The sequence below is a fragment of the Pseudomonas sp. TREG-RG-20F-10-E-6-01 genome, from assembly GCF_022662455.1.
GTDB lineage: Bacteria > Pseudomonadota > Gammaproteobacteria > Pseudomonadales > Pseudomonadaceae > Aquipseudomonas.
In genome coordinates, this window is the sequence record NZ_JAKNQP010000001.1 from 650,280 (window position 1) to 666,988 (window position 16,709).

18 protein-coding genes are annotated in these 16,709 nt (G+C 59.6%); 2 read left to right on the plus strand and 16 right to left on the minus strand.

Translation table 11 applies throughout. The features are described 5' to 3' along the window. Window positions 1-26: 26 nt before the first annotated feature. Together L8K08_RS03145 and dcd are read right to left on the minus strand one after the other, a co-directional pair. Window positions 27-227: a hypothetical protein gene (locus L8K08_RS03145; RefSeq protein ID WP_106577146.1), complete on the minus strand. Its 201-nt coding sequence runs from the start codon at window positions 225-227 to the stop codon at window positions 27-29. Between the two features lie 107 nt (window positions 228-334). Continuing rightward, entirely contained in the window at window positions 335-901 is a 567-nt protein-coding gene (gene dcd, locus L8K08_RS03150) for a dCTP deaminase (protein ID WP_106577147.1), read from the minus strand. A gap of 389 nt (window positions 902-1,290) precedes the next feature. Here dcd and L8K08_RS03155 point away from each other — a divergent pair, with 389 nt between their 5' ends. Next, window positions 1,291-1,500, plus strand: coding sequence for a cold-shock protein (locus tag L8K08_RS03155; protein ID WP_002554837.1), 210 nt, complete (start codon window positions 1,291-1,293; stop codon window positions 1,498-1,500). A gap of 206 nt (window positions 1,501-1,706) precedes the next feature. Here the strand turns inward: L8K08_RS03155 and rpoS are convergent, their stop codons facing one another. The 8 genes from rpoS to L8K08_RS03195 form a co-directional block, all read right to left on the minus strand. Further along, on the minus strand, window positions 1,707-2,717 hold the full coding sequence (rpoS, locus tag L8K08_RS03160; protein WP_016974430.1) for an RNA polymerase sigma factor RpoS: 1,011 nt from the start codon (window positions 2,715-2,717) through the stop codon (window positions 1,707-1,709). 106 nt (window positions 2,718-2,823) lie between these two features. Next, window positions 2,824-3,660, minus strand: coding sequence for a peptidoglycan DD-metalloendopeptidase family protein (locus L8K08_RS03165; RefSeq protein WP_145161907.1), 837 nt, complete (start codon window positions 3,658-3,660; stop codon window positions 2,824-2,826). A 209-nt stretch (window positions 3,661-3,869) separates the two neighbouring features. Further along, entirely contained in the window at window positions 3,870-4,505 is a 636-nt protein-coding gene (locus L8K08_RS03170; RefSeq protein ID WP_169850588.1) for a protein-L-isoaspartate(D-aspartate) O-methyltransferase, read from the minus strand. Window positions 4,506-4,546: 41 nt separating this feature from the next. Further along, window positions 4,547-5,296: a 5'/3'-nucleotidase SurE gene (gene surE / locus L8K08_RS03175; RefSeq protein WP_145161904.1), complete on the minus strand. Its 750-nt coding sequence runs from the start codon at window positions 5,294-5,296 to the stop codon at window positions 4,547-4,549. Continuing rightward, the gene (gene truD, locus L8K08_RS03180; RefSeq protein WP_242194275.1) at window positions 5,284-6,342 is read right to left on the minus strand and encodes a tRNA pseudouridine(13) synthase TruD; all 1,059 of its coding nucleotides are present in this window, start codon (window positions 6,340-6,342) and stop codon (window positions 5,284-5,286) included. The genes surE and truD overlap by 13 nt, the downstream gene beginning before the upstream one ends. Beyond that, window positions 6,339-6,812: a 2-C-methyl-D-erythritol 2,4-cyclodiphosphate synthase gene (gene ispF / locus L8K08_RS03185; RefSeq protein WP_012722614.1), complete on the minus strand. Its 474-nt coding sequence runs from the start codon at window positions 6,810-6,812 to the stop codon at window positions 6,339-6,341. The genes truD and ispF overlap by 4 nt, the downstream gene beginning before the upstream one ends. Before the next feature lie 54 nt (window positions 6,813-6,866). Further along, window positions 6,867-7,718, minus strand: coding sequence for an S-formylglutathione hydrolase (gene fghA / locus L8K08_RS03190; RefSeq protein WP_242195048.1), 852 nt, complete (start codon window positions 7,716-7,718; stop codon window positions 6,867-6,869). Between the two features lie 83 nt (window positions 7,719-7,801). Continuing rightward, window positions 7,802-8,914, minus strand: coding sequence for an S-(hydroxymethyl)glutathione dehydrogenase/class III alcohol dehydrogenase (locus L8K08_RS03195; RefSeq protein WP_025855143.1), 1,113 nt, complete (start codon window positions 8,912-8,914; stop codon window positions 7,802-7,804). Between the two features lie 109 nt (window positions 8,915-9,023). Here L8K08_RS03195 and L8K08_RS03200 point away from each other — a divergent pair, with 109 nt between their 5' ends. Further along, a complete protein-coding gene (locus tag L8K08_RS03200) occupies window positions 9,024-9,920 on the plus strand; it encodes a LysR substrate-binding domain-containing protein (protein WP_242194277.1) in 897 nt (298 codons plus the stop codon). Window positions 9,921-10,031: 111 nt separating this feature from the next. On the opposite strand, the gene ispD is transcribed toward L8K08_RS03200, so the two are convergent. From ispD to tilS, 6 genes are all read right to left on the minus strand, one after another. Continuing rightward, window positions 10,032-10,739 (minus strand): 2-C-methyl-D-erythritol 4-phosphate cytidylyltransferase, encoded by a 708-nt coding sequence (ispD, locus tag L8K08_RS03205; RefSeq protein ID WP_242194279.1) that lies wholly within the window; start codon window positions 10,737-10,739, stop codon window positions 10,032-10,034. Next, on the minus strand, window positions 10,736-11,014 hold the full coding sequence (ftsB, locus tag L8K08_RS03210; RefSeq protein WP_017137157.1) for a cell division protein FtsB: 279 nt from the start codon (window positions 11,012-11,014) through the stop codon (window positions 10,736-10,738). The genes ispD and ftsB overlap by 4 nt, the downstream gene beginning before the upstream one ends. A gap of 171 nt (window positions 11,015-11,185) precedes the next feature. Next, window positions 11,186-12,475, minus strand: a complete 1,290-nt coding sequence (eno, locus tag L8K08_RS03215; protein WP_106577156.1) for a phosphopyruvate hydratase — start codon at window positions 12,473-12,475, stop codon at window positions 11,186-11,188. Window positions 12,476-12,632: 157 nt separating this feature from the next. Further along, the gene (gene kdsA, locus L8K08_RS03220; RefSeq protein ID WP_010212442.1) at window positions 12,633-13,478 is read right to left on the minus strand and encodes a 3-deoxy-8-phosphooctulonate synthase; all 846 of its coding nucleotides are present in this window, start codon (window positions 13,476-13,478) and stop codon (window positions 12,633-12,635) included. Between the two features lie 5 nt (window positions 13,479-13,483). After that, window positions 13,484-15,115: a CTP synthase gene (locus L8K08_RS03225; RefSeq protein WP_106577157.1), complete on the minus strand. Its 1,632-nt coding sequence runs from the start codon at window positions 15,113-15,115 to the stop codon at window positions 13,484-13,486. A gap of 273 nt (window positions 15,116-15,388) precedes the next feature. After that, window positions 15,389-16,708: a tRNA lysidine(34) synthetase TilS gene (gene tilS / locus L8K08_RS03230; RefSeq protein WP_242194281.1), complete on the minus strand. Its 1,320-nt coding sequence runs from the start codon at window positions 16,706-16,708 to the stop codon at window positions 15,389-15,391. Between the last annotated feature and the right edge of the window lies 1 nt (window position 16,709).

Below are 16,709 nucleotides of genomic sequence, written 5' to 3' on the forward strand. Positions count from 1 at the left end.
CCGGCCATGTCTCCTGCCCTGAACGATCAGGCGACAGGCGCGGGTGGCGGCTCATCGGGGAGCGTCGGTTCACCAGGCTCGGTGGGCGGTTGCGGCCAATCTTGATCAGGTTGACCAGGGATGCCGCCTGCATACGCAGGGTCGGCCATCAGGGACCAGGCCAGAACACCAATCTGGTTGGGTTCAAGCCGGGCGAGTTCGGCGCTGATTCGCGGGTCGATCTTCATAAAGTACTCCTCAAGCGTGGCTCGGCGCGTTTTGCACGCACCGAGGCAGTACACCCAATAGAGTCACTTCCCGCAGACTAATTCCCTTAACGTGTAAGACCTTTCGATCAAGCGCGTGGGAGTGTGACGCCACGCTGGCCCTGATACTTGCCTGCACGGTCCTTGTAGGAGACTTCACAAGCCTCGTCGGACTGCAGGAACAGCATCTGTGCCACGCCTTCATTGGCGTAGATCTTGGCCGGCAACGTGGTGGTGTTGGAGAACTCCAGGGTGACGTGACCTTCCCACTCGGGCTCGAGCGGCGTCACGTTGACGATAATACCGCAACGCGCGTAGGTGCTTTTACCCAAGCAGATGGTCAGCACGTCACGCGGGATGCGGAAGAACTCCACGGTGCGCGCCAGGGCGAAGGAGTTTGGCGGGATGATGCACACGTCGCTCTTGACGTCGACGAAGCTCTTCTCGTCGAAGTTCTTCGGGTCGACGATCGCCGAGTTGATATTGGTGAACACCTTGAATTCATCGGCGCAACGCACGTCGTAGCCATAGCTGGAAACACCGTACGAAATCACCGGAGCGTCGCCGGCGCCACGGATCTGGCGTTCAACGAACGGTTCGATCATGCCGTGCTCTTGCGCCATGCGGCGAATCCACTTGTCCGATTTGATGCTCATGGCGGGTGTCCTGAATAGCGAGGTGGAAAAATTCTGTTGGGCATCTTACCGGGGCCGGCTGCGGGGTTCAAAGGGCGCGGGGCTTTTCTTGATGAATGCACCGGCTGCTGCAAGTCGCAGCCAACAGGGCCGGGGCTTATAGTGCGGTCCCCTGTGACTGTAAATACCACCGCCAGTCACGAAAATAGAGAAACCTTCGGAAATACCATTGGCACGTTCCGGAAAAAGGGTTAAGGTGGCGCCACTGTGCTGCTTGTGTCACTGAGAATCTCTACACGATATGTTGAATTTCGATCCAACCATCTCCAAGAATTTTTCCTGCTCTTTGCACTCAGTCTCGGCCAGGGCTTTTCCTGAGTCGCAGTTAACTTTGTCCAAGGAGATACACCATGTCTAATCGCCAAACTGGTACCGTTAAGTGGTTCAACGATGAAAAAGGCTTCGGCTTCATCACTCCACAATCCGGTGACGACCTGTTCGTTCACTTCAAAGCTATCCAATCCGACGGCTTCAAAAGCCTGAAAGAAGGCCAACAGGTTTCTTTCATCGCTACCCGCGGTCAGAAAGGCATGCAAGCTGAAGAAGTTCAAGTTATCTAACTTGTACTGACTTAGTCGAAAAAACCCCGCCCTCAAAAGCGGGGTTTTTTTATGCCCGGGATTTGACCCTCACGCAGACGTAATGCCGGGCACAAAAAAATGTGGGAGCGGGCTTGCTCGCGAATGCGATGGATAAGTCGGCACATCTGTCGACTGACACTCCGCATTCGCGAGCAAGCCCGCTCCCACACTTAGTCCCGCGTCGCTTATTGGAACAACGACTCACTCGACAAGCCATTCTTCTCCAGGATCTCACGCAAGCGCTTGAGGCCCTCTACCTGGATCTGCCGCACCCGCTCACGGGTCAGACCGATCTCCAGGCCTACGTCCTCCAGGGTACTGCTCTCATGGCCGCGCAGGCCGAAGCGGCGAATCACCACTTCACGCTGCTTGTCCGTGAGCTCAGACAGCCACTGGTCAATGCTTTGGGAAAGATCATCGTCCTGCAACAGTTCGCAAGGATCCGTCGGACGATCATCCGTCAGGGTGTCCAGCAGGGTTTTATCCGAATCCGGACCCAGCGAGACATCGACCGAAGACACGCGCTCGTTCAGGCCGAGCATGCGCTTAACCTCGCCTACCGGCTTTTCCAGCAGGTTGGCGATCTCTTCAGGCGAAGGTTCATGATCGAGTTTTTGTGTCAGCTCACGCGCCGCCCGCAGGTAGACGTTGAGCTCCTTGACCACATGGATCGGCAACCGGATCGTGCGGGTCTGATTCATGATCGCCCGTTCGATGGTCTGACGAATCCACCAAGTGGCATAGGTCGAAAAGCGGAAGCCCCGCTCAGGGTCGAACTTCTCCACCGCCCGGATCAAGCCCAGGTTGCCCTCCTCGATCAGGTCCAACAGCGACAGCCCACGATTGACGTAGCGTCGGGCGATTTTCACCACCAGGCGCAAGTTACTTTCAATCATGCGTTTGCGCCCAGCCGGATCGCCTTTTTGCGACAAGCGCGCAAAATGGACTTCTTCTTCGGGAGTGAGCAGAGGGGAAAAGCCGATTTCATTGAGGTACAGCTGCGTTGCGTCGAGCGCCCGCGTGTAGTCAATGTACTTGTGTTGCTTTAACGCGGTGGAGTTCTTGGATTTGGTGCGAACTGAAGGTGTAGCAGACCCTTCATCATTCGACATCGATTCCTTTTCGGTGAGTATCTCCATTTCAAGGAGAACCTCATCGTCGATGTCAAACTCCGGCGCTTCTTTACTGAGAGCCATTGTTATAGTCCTTTGGTGAGTTCGACCTCAAGCTCAAGCGACGCCTCTATCCTTGGCAACGCTGGAGCCTGTTCCTTCTACGTGAGGGAACAGGCTGTGCAACACATCAACGACGGGGAAGGAATTGCAGCGGATCTACAGGTTTCCCTTGGCGGCGAATCTCAAAGTGCAGTTTCACCCGGTCTGTACCAGTTGACCCCATTTCGGCAATTGTCTGTCCGACTTTGACTTGCTGCCCCTCCCGAACCAACAGCCTGCGGTTATGACCGTAAGCACTGACGTAGGTATCGCTGTGTTTGATGATGACCAGTTCGCCGTAGCCCCGCAAACCACTCCCGGCGTACACCACTGTCCCGTCAGACGCAGCTAAAACAGGCTGTCCCAAATCCCCGGCGATATCAATGCCTTTATTCAAACTACCGTTTGAAGAGAATTTTCCAATTAACACCCCGTTTGAAGGCCATCCCCAACCGGTCGGGGCAGGCCCTGCAGGCGGCAACGGCGCAGGCGCCGGTTTGCTCGCAACGCTAGGCGCGGCGGTGCCTGCAGGCCGGGTAATGATCGTGGTTTTGCTCGAAGACGACGGCGAAGATCCGGAATTTGTCACAACTGTCGTAGGCGTTGAACCGGTGCGCCCATCGAAACGAATGGTCTGACCTGGATGTATCGTATAGGGCACAGGAATATTGTTACGAGCTGCGAGCGCCTTGTAATCCCAGCCGTAACGGAAGGCGATCGAGAACATCGTGTCCCCCTTTCGCACTACATACTGCCCGGTGGTGACCGTCGGTTTTTGCGGCGCTGCTTTATTGCGGTCAACCACCCGCGCACCGCTCGATGGCGTGCTCGAACAGGCCGCCAATAAGGAACTCAAGACAAGGCCAAGCACCAGTCGCTGAAAGCTTGTTTTACTCATACGCTGCGCAGGACCTGTGAGACTCACCCGCCGCTCCCTTTGTGGTGGCTGAACATGAACGCCTGTATCAGGCTTGAAATATGACGCAAGTATAACTGGGCATTGGATTTTTACCGGCACACGACTGAAACGAAAAATTCATCATGTTTAAACCCCGTTTCCCATCATGTTGACTCTATAAGCCCCGCTGTAAGACACATCCCCACCCACAGAATTCACTGTTTGCGAATAAATGATCAGGCCAGCGGGCCATTGAGCAACGGTACAAAGCGCACGGCGCCCAGTACGTGCCGGGAAAAGCCTTCGTCTTCCCGGATAATGAGCATCAATTGTTGCACTTCGCCGGAGCCCACCGGGATAACCAACCGCCCGCCAGGTGCCAGTTGATCCAGCAACGCCTGCGGTACATCGGTAGCAACGGCGGTAACGATGATGCCGTTATACGGCGCCAGCGCCGGCCAGCCTTCCCAGCCATCGCCCCAGCGAAACACCACGTTACGCAGGTTGAGCTCCACCAGACGCTCCTTGGCGCGGTCCTGCAGGACCTTGATGCGCTCCACCGAGAACACCCGCTCCACCAGTTGCGACAGCACGGCAGTCTGGTAGCCCGAACCGGTGCCGATCTCCAGCACCTTGTCCAACGGCCCCGCCGCCAGCAACAGCTCACTCATGCGCGCGACCATATAAGGCTGCGAAATGGTCTGGTTGTGGCCGATGGGCAATGCGGTGTCTTCATAGGCCCGATGCGCCAGGGCTTCGTCGACAAACAGGTGGCGTGGTGTGCGCCGGATGACTTCCAGCACCTGGGCGTTCGACAGCCCTTCTTCGTACAGGCGCTGGATCAAACGCTCGCGGGTACGCTGCGAGGTCATCCCGATGCCACGGCGCAGCAGGTCGTCTTGTTCACGCGCCATCAACGCAGCCCCTCGAGCCAGCCATCGAGACTACTGAAGGCATCACTGAAAGTGCGATCAAGCTGCAACGGGGTAATCGATACATAACCTTGCATCACCGCATGAAAGTCTGTGCCCGGGCCACCGTCCTCGGCGTCGCCGGCTGCCGCAATCCAATAACCTTCCTTGCCGCGCGGATCGACCACTTTCAGGGGCGCGGCCGCACGGGCGCGATGACCCAGGCGCGTCAGTTGGATGCCGCGAATATGGTCGAGGGGCAAGTTAGGGATGTTGACGTTGAGCACTGTGCGCGGCGGCAGGTCCAGGGACCCGTGGGCCTCCACCAGCTTGCGGGCGAAATACGCCGCCGTCGCCAGGTTGTCCAACTGCCGCGAGGCAAAGGAAAAGGCGAACGAGGTGCGGCCCAGGAAACGCCCTTCAAGCGCCGCCGCCACCGTACCGGAATACAGCACGTCATCGCCCAGGTTGGCGCCGAGGTTGATGCCCGACACCACCAGGTCCGGTTCCTGCGCCAACAAGCTGTTGATCGCCAGGTGCACGCAATCGGTGGGCGTACCGTTCACGCTGATAAAGCCATTGGCCAGAACCTGCGGGTGCAACGGACGGTCGAGCGTCAGCGAACTGCTGGCGCCGCTCTTGTCCTGGTCCGGGGCAACCACCACACACTCGGCGTAATCTTCCAGCGCAGCATAAAGCGCGGCAAGGCCGGGTGCGGTGGCACCGTCATCGTTTGATATCAGAATACGCATGGGCTGTCCGTCTGCCCCACCGGCACCAGATCAACAAGCTCGCGCACCAAGACAGTGGCGAAGCATCCGGCCGGCAGGACGAATTCCAGTTGCAGAATGTCCAGCGAGGGATAATGCCACGTCAACCCGCCAATGGGCAGTCGCAGAATGCGACGTTCCTGGCTCATGCCGGCATTCACCAGCCAATCGCGCAGGTCGGCTTCACCCTCGGCGATTGCCTGTTCCAGCGCGAAGGTTGCCCCCGACGCCGGCGAATCGCCCTCGCCCCACTGCGGCCCTGTCGGGTGCAGGTCCAGAATCGCCAGGCGCGGGTCGCTGCATTCAGCCTCCCCCGCCGGGAAAAAACTGCGGCTGTCAGTAAACGCCAGCAAGTCGCCGACCTGGGCGCGCTGCCAGGACCCGTCTGCAACACGTGCCGCCAGGACTTTATTGAAGAGAAAACTACGCGCGGTAGACAGCAGCCGCGAGCGCACATTGCGCTGCTCCGGCAAGGCCTTGCGGGCCGCCCATTCACGCGCGTCCGCCACGTTGCCGCCGTTGTGGCCGAAGCGTTGGGCGCCGAAGTAGTTGGGGATGCCGTGCTGGGCAATCTGCTGCAAACGCGCGTCGATGGCGGCGGTGTCGCCAGCCAATTGGGTCAGGCGCAGGGTAAAGCCGTTGGCCGAATGCGCGCCACGCTGCAGCTTGCGTTTGTGACGGGCCATCTTGAGGATTTTGAGGGTGTCGTTCTGCGCACCGCTCATGTCCGGGTCGGCCTTGCCCGGCAGTTGCACGCTGAACCACTGGCGCGTCAACGCCTGGCGATCCTTGAGCCCGGCATAGCTGACGGTGCGCAGCGGCACGCCGGCGGCCTTGGCGATGCGCCGCGCGGCTTCTTCGGTATTCAAGCCGCGCTTTTCAACCCACAGCCACAAGTGCTCGCCGTCGCCGGTCAGCGGAATATCCAGCACTTCGTCTACCTGGAAATCTTCAGCCGTCGCTTTTAATACCGCGCTGCCCAAAGCCTCGCCGTAGGCCCGCGGGCCCAACAGTTGCAAGTCATTCATGCGCGCAGCAACAAGGCAACGGAGTGCACCGCGATGCCCTCTTCCCGTCCGGTAAACCCGAGTTTTTCGGTGGTGGTGGCTTTCACGTTGACTTGATCCAATTCAATTTGCAGATCCGCGGCAATCAGTGCGCGCATCGATTCGATATGCGGGGCCATTTTCGGTGCCTGGGCCACGATGGTGTTGTCGACATTCCCGACCTTCCAGCCCTTGGCGTGGATCAGGCCGACCACATGGCGCAGCAGGACGCGGCTGTCCGCCCCCTTGAAGGTAGGGTCGGTGTCTGGAAAGTGCTTGCCGATATCGCCCAGCGCCGCTGCGCCGAGCAAGGCATCGCTCAAGGCGTGCAATACAACGTCGCCGTCGGAATGAGCGAGCAACCCATGGTGGTGTGCAATGCGCACGCCGCCCAAGGTGATGAAATCGCCTTCAGCGAAACGGTGCACATCGTAGCCGTGGCCAATACGCATAAAAAAACGCCCCGATTTAATTCAGGGCGTGATTCTACCTACTTTTGCCTCACATTAACCGAGCAAAGCACGCCCATGATGTCGCAAATGATCTTCGATGAAGCTGGCGATAAAGAAGTAGCTGTGGTCATAGCCGGGTTGCAGGCGCAGTTCGAGCGGATGGTTGGCCGCCTTGGCCGCTTGCTGCAGGGCCTCGGGCTTGAGCTGCACGGCGAGGAAATCGTCGCGGTCGCCCTGATCCACCAGCAATGGCAACTTTTGCGAGGCCTCGCTGATCAGCGCGCAGGCGTCCCATTCACGCCATTTCGAGCGTTCTTCGCCCAAATAACGCGAGAAGGCCTTCTGGCCCCACGGGCAATCCATCGGGTTGTTGATCGGCGAAAACGCCGACACTGATAGATAGCGCCCGGGGTTGCGCAAGGCACACACCAACGCACCGTGGCCGCCCATGGAGTGGCCGCTGATGCCGCGCTTTGCCGATGCAGGGAAATGCGCTTCAACCAACGCAGGCAATTCCTGCACCACGTAGTCATGCATCCGATAGTGCTTGGCCCAAGGTTCCTGCGTGGCATTCAGGTAGAAGCCGGCCCCCAGGCCAAAATCCCAGGCATTGTCAGGGTCGCCCGGCACACCGGGCCCACGCGGGCTGGTGTCCGGAGCAACGATGATCAACCCCAGCTCGGCGGCCACACGCTGGGCACCGGCTTTTTGCATGAAGTTTTCGTCGGTGCAGGTCAAGCCGGACAGCCAGTACACCACCGGCAGCTTGCCGCCCTGCTCCGCTTGCGGCGGCAGGTAGACAGCAAAGGTCATGTCGCAACCGAGCACGTTGGAGCTGTGTTTGTAGCGTTTATGCCAGCCGCCAAAACTCTTTTGGCAGGAGATATTTTCCAGGGTCATGGGAATGCTCCCAGCGGCAAGCGGCAAACTTCAGGCTGCAGGCGGGCGTTCACCTTTTTGCAGCCTATAGCGTGCAACTTGCAGCTGCTTCAAAAGTGAATGACGGTACGAATGCTCTTGCCTTCATGCATCAGGTCAAACGCTTTGTTGATGTCTTCCAGGCCCATGGTGTGGGTGATAAACGTGTCGAGCGGGATCTCGCCGGTCTGGGCCATTTCCACGTAGCTTGGCAATTCGGTACGGCCACGCACGCCGCCGAACGCCGAACCGCGCCAGACGCGCCCGGTCACCAACTGGAATGGGCGGGTGGCGATTTCCTGGCCAGCGCCGGCCACACCAATGATCACCGACTCGCCCCAACCCTTGTGGCAGCACTCGAGGGCCGCGCGCATCAGTTGCACATTGCCGATGCACTCGAAGGAAAAGTCCACGCCACCGTCGGTCAAGTCGACGATCACGTCCTGGATGGGGCGGTCGTAGTCTTTCGGGTTGATGCAGTCGGTGGCGCCCAGTTGCTTGGCGATTTCGAACTTGGCCGGGTTGATGTCGATGGCAATGATGCGACCCGCCTTGGCCTTCACTGCGCCGATCACGGCCGACAGGCCGATACCGCCGAGGCCGAAGATCGCCACGGTATCGCCTGGCTTGACCTTGGCCGTGTTGATCACCGCACCGATGCCGGTGGTGACACCGCAACCGAGCAGGCAGACCTTTTCCAACGGCGCTTCTTTAGGGATTTTTGCCACGGAGATTTCCGGCAGCACGGTGTACTCGGAGAAGGTCGAGGTACCCATGTAGTGGAAAATCGGCTGGCCCTTGTAGGAGAACCGTGTGGTGCCATCCGGCATCAGGCCTTTGCCCTGAGTGGACCGAATGGCCTGGCACAGGTTGGTCTTGCCCGACAGGCAGAATTTGCACTTGCCGCATTCCGGCGTGTACAGCGGGATCACGTGGTCGCCGACGGCTACCGAAGTCACGCCCTCGCCGATTGCTTCAACCACCGCGCCACCTTCATGGCCGAGGATCGACGGAAAGATGCCTTCCGGGTCGGCGCCCGACAACGTGTACGCGTCGGTATGGCACACGCCGGACGCGACCACCCGCAGCAGCACCTCGCCGGCCTTGGGCATGGCGACATCGACTTCGACGATCTCAAGGGGCTTTTTCGCTTCGAAGGCTACAGCGGCGCGGGACTTGATCATCCGGGTTTCTCCAGGAAATTAAAAACTGAAGCGTTGAGTGTAAAACATGGCCCATTGATTAATAATCCGAGTGAAAGCAAAACTTTATTGCTGCACAGGGATAATCAACATGCTGGAGAACCGCTGGGAAGGCATCGACGAGTTTGTTGCGGTGGCCGAGTGCAGCCAATTCACCGCGGCGGCCGAGCGACTTGGCGTGTCTTCGTCGCACATTAGCCGGCAGGTGGCGCGCCTGGAAGAACGGCTGCAAACCCGGTTGCTCTATCGCAGCACGCGCAAGGTGACGCTGACCGAAGCCGGCCAGACCTTCCTGCAACACTGCCAACGCTTGCAGGACGGTCGCGAAGAAGCATTGCGCGCCGTCGGCGACCTCGCCAGTGAACCCAAGGGCATGTTGCGCATGACCTGCGCGGTGGCTTACGGCGAGCGCTTTATCGTGCCGCTGGTCACACGATTCATGGGCCTCTACCCGCAATTGCGCGTGGATATCGAGTTGAGCAATCGCCAGCTGGATCTGGTGCATGAAGGCCTCGACCTGGCGATCCGCCTGGGCCGCCTGCAAGACTCGCGCATGGTCGCCAGTCGCCTGGCCCCGCGGCGCATGTACCTGTGCGCGTCGCCTTCCTACCTGGCGCGGTATGGTCGGCCACACAGTCTGTCGGAATTAACTCGGCATAACTGCCTGATCGGCAGCTCGGATATCTGGCAACTGGCCCAGGACGGGCGCGAATTTTCCCAGCGGGTGCAGGGAAACTGGCGCTGCAACAGTGGGCAGGCAGTGCTGGATGCGGCGTTGCAAGGGGTTGGGCTGTGCCAGTTGCCGGACTATTACGTGCTTGAGCATTTGCACACTGGCGCGCTGGTGTCGTTGCTGGAGGCGCATCAGCCGCCGAACACGGCGGTGTGGGCGCTGTATCCACAGCAGCGGCATTTATCGCCGAAGGTCAGAAAGCTGGTGGATTTCTTGAAGGAGGGGTTGGCCGAGCGGCCGGAGTACAGCGAATAATTTGGAGCGCCTGCCTGGGCCTCATCGCAGGCAAGCCCGGCTCCCACAGCTAATCGCGTTTCGACTGTGGACGTTGGCGTGCCTGCGATGAAGTCGACGCGGTTTAACTGACTACCTGCGGTTCGCCCACCGCAACCGCAACCACTCCAGGTCTTCGGGCCGGGTCACCTTGATATTGTCCGAACGCCCTTCAATCAGGCGCGGCGCCTGGCCGGACCATTCCATTGCCGAGGCTTCGTCGGTGATGACTGCGTCCGCCACCAAGCTATCAGCCAACGCTCGATGCAAAGCGCCGAGGCGAAACATCTGCGGCGTATAGGCTTGCCAGATCAGGCTGCGGTCAACGGTTTCGACCACACGTGCGTGCTTGTCGACGCGCTTGAGCGTGTCGCGAGCGGGCACGGCCAGCAGCCCGCCGACGGGATCATCCGACAGTTCTGATAACAGGTTATCGAGGTCATCACGGCTGAGGTTAGGCCGCGCGGCGTCATGCACCAGCACCCAATCATCATCGCTGGCACCCAGCGCATTGAGTTGCAACAGCGCATTGAGTACCGAGCCCGAGCGCTCGTCACCGCCGTCCGCACGCACGATGCGTGGGTCGTTGGCGCAAGGCAGGTTCGGCCAATAAGGGTCATCGACAGCCAAACTGACTACCAGCCCTTTGAGGCCTGGATGGTCGAGAAAACAGCCGAGGCTGTGTTCGAGGATGGTGCGCCCGCCCAGTTGCAGATATTGCTTGGGACGGTCCGCAGCCATACGGGCACCAACGCCCGCGGCAGGAATCACGGCCCAGAAGGCCGGTAACACGCTACTCATTGGGCCAACTGGTAGAGGGTTTCGCCCTCTTTCACCATGCCCAGCTCATGACGCGCCCGTTCTTCAACGGTCTCCGTGCCTTTTTTCAACTCAAGCACTTCGGCATCGAGGACGCGGTTGCGCTCCAGCAGACGTTCGTTCTCGGCGTGCTGGTCGGCAATTTGCTGGGTCAACTCTTTCACCTGCGCAAAGCTGCCATTACCCACCCATAGGCGGTACTGCAGGCCAGCCAGCAACAAGAGCAAGACGAGGAACAACCAATTGGGACTGCGCATCGAAATCCGGGTATCCAGTAAAAAAAGACAGCCATGCAAAACTTTTAAAGCAACTGATAGCACGAAGCCTGGATGAACCAGGCTTGTGCTTGTTAGCCATGAGATTAGCGTCGAAATTCACGCTGCCGTGATTTTTCCGACGTAATCCGCTGACCTTTTACCATTTAACAATCAGCCGCGAAACTCGCTGCGACCGTTGTACTTGGCTTTACCTGCTAATTGCTCTTCGATACGCAGCAATTGGTTGTACTTGGAAACGCGGTCGGAACGGCACAGGGAACCGGTCTTGATCTGCCCAGCCGAGGTGCCCACGGCCAGGTCGGCAATGGTCGAGTCTTCGGTTTCGCCGGAGCGGTGGGAGATCACGGCGGTGTAGCCCGCAGCCTTGGCCATCTGGATGGCTTCCAGGGTTTCGGTCAGGGTGCCGATCTGGTTGAACTTGATCAGGATCGAGTTGGCGATCTTTTTGTCGATGCCTTCTTTCAGGATCTTGGTGTTGGTCACGAACAGGTCGTCGCCGACCAGTTGGATTTTTTCGCCGATCTTGTCGGTGAGGACTTTCCAGCCAGCCCAGTCGGACTCGTCCAGGCCGTCTTCGATGGAGATGATCGGGTAGCGTTCGGTCAGGCCTTTGAGGTAGTCGGCAAAACCTTCGGAGGTGAACACGTGGCCTTCGCCGGACAGGTTGTATTTACCGTCCTCGTAGAACTCGCTGGCGGCGCAGTCCAAGGCCAGGGTCACGTCGGTGCCCAGCTTGTAGCCAGCGTTGGCCACGGCTTCGGAGATCACTTTGAGTGCATCTTCGTTGGACGCCAGGTTCGGCGCGAAACCACCTTCGTCACCCACGGCAGTGCTCAGGCCACGGGCCTTCAGGACAGCTTTGAGGTGGTGGAAAATCTCGGTGCCCATGCGCAGGCCTTCGGAGAAGGTCTTGGCGCCAACCGGCTGCACCATGAATTCCTGGATATCGACGTTGTTATCAGCGTGCTCGCCACCGTTGATGATGTTCATCATCGGCACCGGCATCGAGTAAACACCCGGGGTGCCGTTCAGGTTGGCGATGTGTGCGTACAGCGGCAGGTCCTGGTCCTGTGCAGCAGCCTTGGCAGCGGCCAGGGACACGGCGAGGATCGCGTTGGCGCCCAGGCTGCCTTTGTTTTCGGTGCCGTCGAGCTTGATCATCGCGTGGTCCAGGGCTTTCTGGTCCAGCGGGTCCTTGCCCAGCAACAGGTCACGGATCGGGCCGTTGATGTTGGCTACAGCCTTGAGTACACCCTTGCCCAGGTAACGGCTCTTGTCGCCATCACGCAGTTCCAGTGCTTCGCGGGAACCTGTGGAAGCACCGGACGGCGCGCAGGCGCTGCCGATGATGCCATTATCGAGGAGCACGTCGGCTTCGACGGTAGGGTTGCCACGGGAGTCGAGAACTTCACGACCTTTGATGTCGACGATTTTTGCCATTGTTGTAAACACTCCAAAGTTGACGAAAACGACGCAGCTGAAGGAAATCTTTTGACCGACCGCAAGGGTGGAACAACGGGGCAGGCTTGCAGGCGACAAGGCTCAGGCCCGCAGGCCTGAGCGTAAAGCGAGGGAAAGTCTACCGGAGAAATGGCGCTTACGCGGTCTCTACCGTCGGAAAACTCTTGACCAGTTCGTCCAACTGCTTGAGCTGGGCCAGGAATGGCTCCAGCTTGTCCAGGCGCAGGGCGCATGGGCCGTCGCATTTGGCGTTGTCCGGGTCCGGGTGGGCTTCCAGGAACAGGCCCGCCAGCGACTGGCTGATGCCCGCCTTGGCCAGGTCCAGCACCTGGGCACGGCGCCCACCGGCGGAATCGGCACGACCACCGGGCATTTGCAGCGCGTGGGTTACGTCGAAGAACACCGGGTATTCGAACTGTTTCATGATGCCGAAACCGAGCATGTCCACCACGAGGTTGTTGTAGCCAAAGCTCGAACCACGCTCGCAGAGAATCAACTGGTCGTTACCCGCTTCCACGCACTTGTTCAGGATGTGTTTCATTTCCTGGGGCGCGAGGAACTGGGCCTTCTTGATATTGATCACAGCGCCGGTCTTGGCCATCGCGACCACCAGATCGGTCTGGCGCGACAGGAAGGCCGGCAACTGGATGATGTCGCACACCTCGGCGACCACGGCCGCTTGTTCCGGCTCGTGGACGTCGGTGATGATCGGCACGCCGAAGGCTTGCTTGATGTCCTGGAAGATCCGCATGCCTTCTTCAAGGCCCGGGCCGCGATAGGAAGTCACGGACGAACGGTTGGCCTTGTCGAAGCTGGCCTTGAACACGTAAGGGATACCGAGTTTCTCGGTGACCTTCACGTATTCTTCACAGACCTGCATCGCCATGTCGCGGCTTTCCAGCACGTTCATGCCGCCGAACAGCACCATGGGCTTGTCGTTGGCAATCTCGATGTCGCCAACGCGAATGATCTTCTGGGCCATCAGGGTTACGCCTTCTTCTGATGTTGCGTCAGTGCTGCTTTAACGAAACCGCTGAACAACGGGTGGCCGTCGCGCGGGGTCGAGGTGAACTCCGGGTGGAACTGGCAAGCCACGAACCACGGATGATCCGGTGCTTCAACCACTTCAACCAACTTGCCATCGCCGGAGCGACCGGAGATTTTCAGGCCGGCTTCTTTGATCTGCGGCAGCAGGTTGTTGTTCACTTCGTAGCGATGACGGTGACGCTCGACGATCACGTCCTTGCCATAGCAATCGTGAACCAGCGAGCCCGGCTCCAGCAGGCAGTCTTGCGCGCCAAGGCGCATGGTGCCGCCCAGGTCGGAGCTTTCGGTACGGGTTTCAACGGCGCCGGTGGCATCTTCCCACTCGGTGATCAGGCCCACGACCGGGTGGCCGCTGGTGTGATCGAACTCGGTGGAGTTGGCGTCTTTCCAGCCCAGCACGTTACGCGCGAACTCGATGACCGCCACTTGCATGCCCAGGCAGATACCCAGGTACGGTACTTTGTTTTCGCGAGCGTACTGGACCGCAGTGATCTTGCCTTCCACGCCACGCAGGCCGAAACCGCCGGGTACGAGGATCGCGTCAACACCTTCGAGCAGCGCGGTGCCCTGGTTCTCGATGTCTTCGGAATCGATGTAGCGCAGGTTGACCTTGGTGCGGTTGCTGATACCGGCGTGGCTCATCGCTTCGATCAGCGACTTGTACGCGTCCAGCAGTTCCATGTACTTACCGACCATGGCGATGGTGACTTCATGCTCAGGGTTGAGCTTGGCATCCACCACAGCTTCCCACTCGGACAGGTCCGCGCCGTTGCACTGCAGGCCGAAACGCTCGACCACAAAATCATCCAGGCCTTGGGAATGCAGGATGCCCGGGATCTTGTAGATGGTGTCGGCGTCTTCCAGGGCAATCACCGCACGCTCTTCAACGTTGGTGAACTGCGCAATCTTGCGACGCGAGGAAATGTCGATCGGGTGATCGGAGCGGCATACCAGCACGTCCGGCTGCAGGCCGATGGAACGCAGTTCCTTGACCGAGTGCTGGGTAGGCTTGGTTTTGGTTTCGCCGGCGGTGGCGATGTACGGCACCAGCGTCAGGTGCATCAGCATCGCGCGCTTGGCGCCGACTTCGAAGCGCAGCTGGCGGATGGCTTCGAGGAACGGTTGGGATTCGATGTCACCCACGGTGCCACCGATCTCGACCATCGCCACGTCGGCATCGCCTGCACCCTTGATGATGCGGCGCTTGATTTCGTCGGTGATGTGCGGGATCACCTGGATGGTTGCACCCAGGTAGTCACCACGGCGCTCTTTGCGCAGCACGTGCTCGTAGACACGGCCGGTGGTGAAGTTGTTGTTCTGGGTCATGGTCGTGCGGATGAACCGCTCGTAGTGGCCCAGGTCCAGGTCGGTCTCGGCGCCGTCGTGTGTGACGAACACTTCACCGTGCTGGAACGGGCTCATGGTGCCCGGGTCAACGTTGATGTACGGGTCCAGCTTGAGCATGGTGACCTTAAGTCCCCGCGCCTCCAGGATGGCCGCCAATGAAGCGGAGGCAATGCCTTTCCCCAATGAAGAAACAACACCGCCCGTGACGAATATGTAGCGCGTCATGAAAAACCCTAGAAGTCTGCGTTAAAGCGGTCCGAGCCGCCGGGGAAAGCGAAGGAAGGCCGAAGCCCCCGATCACCTGCATTAATCACAGTGCACCTTTCAAAAAAACCGCCGCGTTGTGACAGACCAGCAATGAAACACCGGTACGTTGATCGCTACACATTTTTTGGAATCGCCCAGCAAAGACTGCTTGGTAATCGGCAACTGCTGCGATTCAGTCGAATCCACAGAAGTTGTATCAAGAAGGGAGCGTAGTCTACCGGAAAGGCTCTATCAGCTCAAACCTTGATCGCAAGTCTGTGGCATCCAATCCAATTGTCCGTCACCCGGCAGCCTGGCCCACAGCCCTGCAAGGCTTGGCACAGCCAGCAATTGCTCACCCTGATAGACCAGCGGCAATCTGCCACGGACAAAGCCCGGCAGCCCACACTCATTAAGCAAGCGCTTCAAGTCGCGCCGGCCTCGAGCGGGCACTTCGATGATTTCGCCGCCCTGACGGTAACGCACCTCAAGCGGACCTTGGGGAGCCTCGCCGATAAATTTCAGTTGGCCATTGCCGGGTAACGCGAGTGGGTTTTGCGGATGCGGCCAGCTCACCGCGGCGTCGGAAAACTCCAACCATGCTGCGGGCAGCCACCAGATGCGCTCGCCGCAACGATGCAACTGGCCGTCGGCAAGGCGCCACAGCGGTTGTGCGTCAGCTTTGGCGTCGCGCAGGGAATGCCAACTGGCCCAGTGGTCGCTGTCGGGTAAACGGGTCAGAGGCGCCAGCCAGTGGCGCAAGGCATTACGTTGGCGAGCGTCGGAAAGTTCGCTTAGTGGAGCCAGAACCAACGAGGGCAGAGGCAACCAGGGAAATGGCGAAGGCTGATCGGCGGCTTGCAAGTCCATCCTCGCCAACTCGTCGAGCAGGCCCTGGGCTTCACCCAGGTGATCGGCGGTGCGCGCCAGGCTTGAAACGGCTTGAGGCCATCGCTGCGTCAACACGGGAAGCACACGATGGCGTAAGTAATTGCGCGAGAAACGTGGGTCGGCGTTGGAAGGGTCTTCGATCCACGTCAGCTGGTGCTCGTGGGCGTAGGCTTCCAATTCAGCACGCGAGGCCTCCAGCAACGGGCGCACCACGTGACCATTCGCCAGCTGGCGATGCACAGGCATTGCCGCCAGCCCGCGCACCCCTGCCCCGCGCATCAGCCGAAACAACAGGGTTTCAGCCTGATCGTCGCGATGCTGCCCGGTGAGCAACACCTCCCCTGCCCCGGTGGCTTCGGTAAACGCCTGATAACGCGCGTCACGCGCTGCACGCTCAAGGCTGGCGCCCGACTGCACTTGCACGCGCATCACCTGCAAGGGCACGCCCAAGCCGTCACACACCGCCTGGCAATGGCTGGGCCAGGCGTCGGCGGCAGCTTGCAGGCCATGGTGGACGTGGACAGCACTGAGCGGTGGAAGGCTTTCGGTGGTAGCAAGGGTGGCCAACAAGTGCAGCAGGACGGTGGAGTCCAGACCACCCGAGAATGCGATGTGCCAGGCCGGGGCATTGCGCCAGGGTGCCAAGGTTTGCAGGAGGTTGGCGGGTAGAGCCGGCTTCATA

What these genes read in the sequence shown, in the direction of transcription:
- L8K08_RS03170 (WP_169850588.1), bottom strand. Translation starts at nt 4,505, where the DNA reads ATGACCTCGCAGCGTACCCGCGAGCGTTTGATCCAGCGCCTGTACGAA.
- ispD (WP_242194279.1), bottom strand. Translation starts at nt 10,739, where the DNA reads ATGAGTAGCGTGTTACCGGCCTTCTGGGCCGTGATTCCTGCCGCGGGC.
- eno (WP_106577156.1), bottom strand. Translation starts at nt 12,475, where the DNA reads ATGGCAAAAATCGTCGACATCAAAGGTCGTGAAGTTCTCGACTCCCGT.
- surE (WP_145161904.1), bottom strand. Translation starts at nt 5,296, where the DNA reads ATGCGTATTCTGATATCAAACGATGACGGTGCCACCGCACCCGGCCTT.
- rpoS (WP_016974430.1), bottom strand. Translation starts at nt 2,717, where the DNA reads ATGGCTCTCAGTAAAGAAGCGCCGGAGTTTGACATCGACGATGAGGTT.
- dcd (WP_106577147.1), bottom strand. Translation starts at nt 901, where the DNA reads ATGAGCATCAAATCGGACAAGTGGATTCGCCGCATGGCGCAAGAGCAC.
- truD (WP_242194275.1), bottom strand. Translation starts at nt 6,342, where the DNA reads ATGAATGACTTGCAACTGTTGGGCCCGCGGGCCTACGGCGAGGCTTTG.
- ispF (WP_012722614.1), bottom strand. Translation starts at nt 6,812, where the DNA reads ATGCGTATTGGCCACGGCTACGATGTGCACCGTTTCGCTGAAGGCGAT.
- tilS (WP_242194281.1), bottom strand. Translation starts at nt 16,708, where the DNA reads ATGAAGCCGGCTCTACCCGCCAACCTCCTGCAAACCTTGGCACCCTGG.
- ftsB (WP_017137157.1), bottom strand. Translation starts at nt 11,014, where the DNA reads ATGCGCAGTCCCAATTGGTTGTTCCTCGTCTTGCTCTTGTTGCTGGCT.
- L8K08_RS03200 (WP_242194277.1), top strand. Translation starts at nt 9,024, where the DNA reads ATGCTGGAGAACCGCTGGGAAGGCATCGACGAGTTTGTTGCGGTGGCC.
- kdsA (WP_010212442.1), bottom strand. Translation starts at nt 13,478, where the DNA reads ATGGCCCAGAAGATCATTCGCGTTGGCGACATCGAGATTGCCAACGAC.
- L8K08_RS03145 (WP_106577146.1), bottom strand. Translation starts at nt 227, where the DNA reads ATGAAGATCGACCCGCGAATCAGCGCCGAACTCGCCCGGCTTGAACCC.
- L8K08_RS03155 (WP_002554837.1), top strand. Translation starts at nt 1,291, where the DNA reads ATGTCTAATCGCCAAACTGGTACCGTTAAGTGGTTCAACGATGAAAAA.
- L8K08_RS03195 (WP_025855143.1), bottom strand. Translation starts at nt 8,914, where the DNA reads ATGATCAAGTCCCGCGCCGCTGTAGCCTTCGAAGCGAAAAAGCCCCTT.
- L8K08_RS03225 (WP_106577157.1), bottom strand. Translation starts at nt 15,115, where the DNA reads ATGACGCGCTACATATTCGTCACGGGCGGTGTTGTTTCTTCATTGGGG.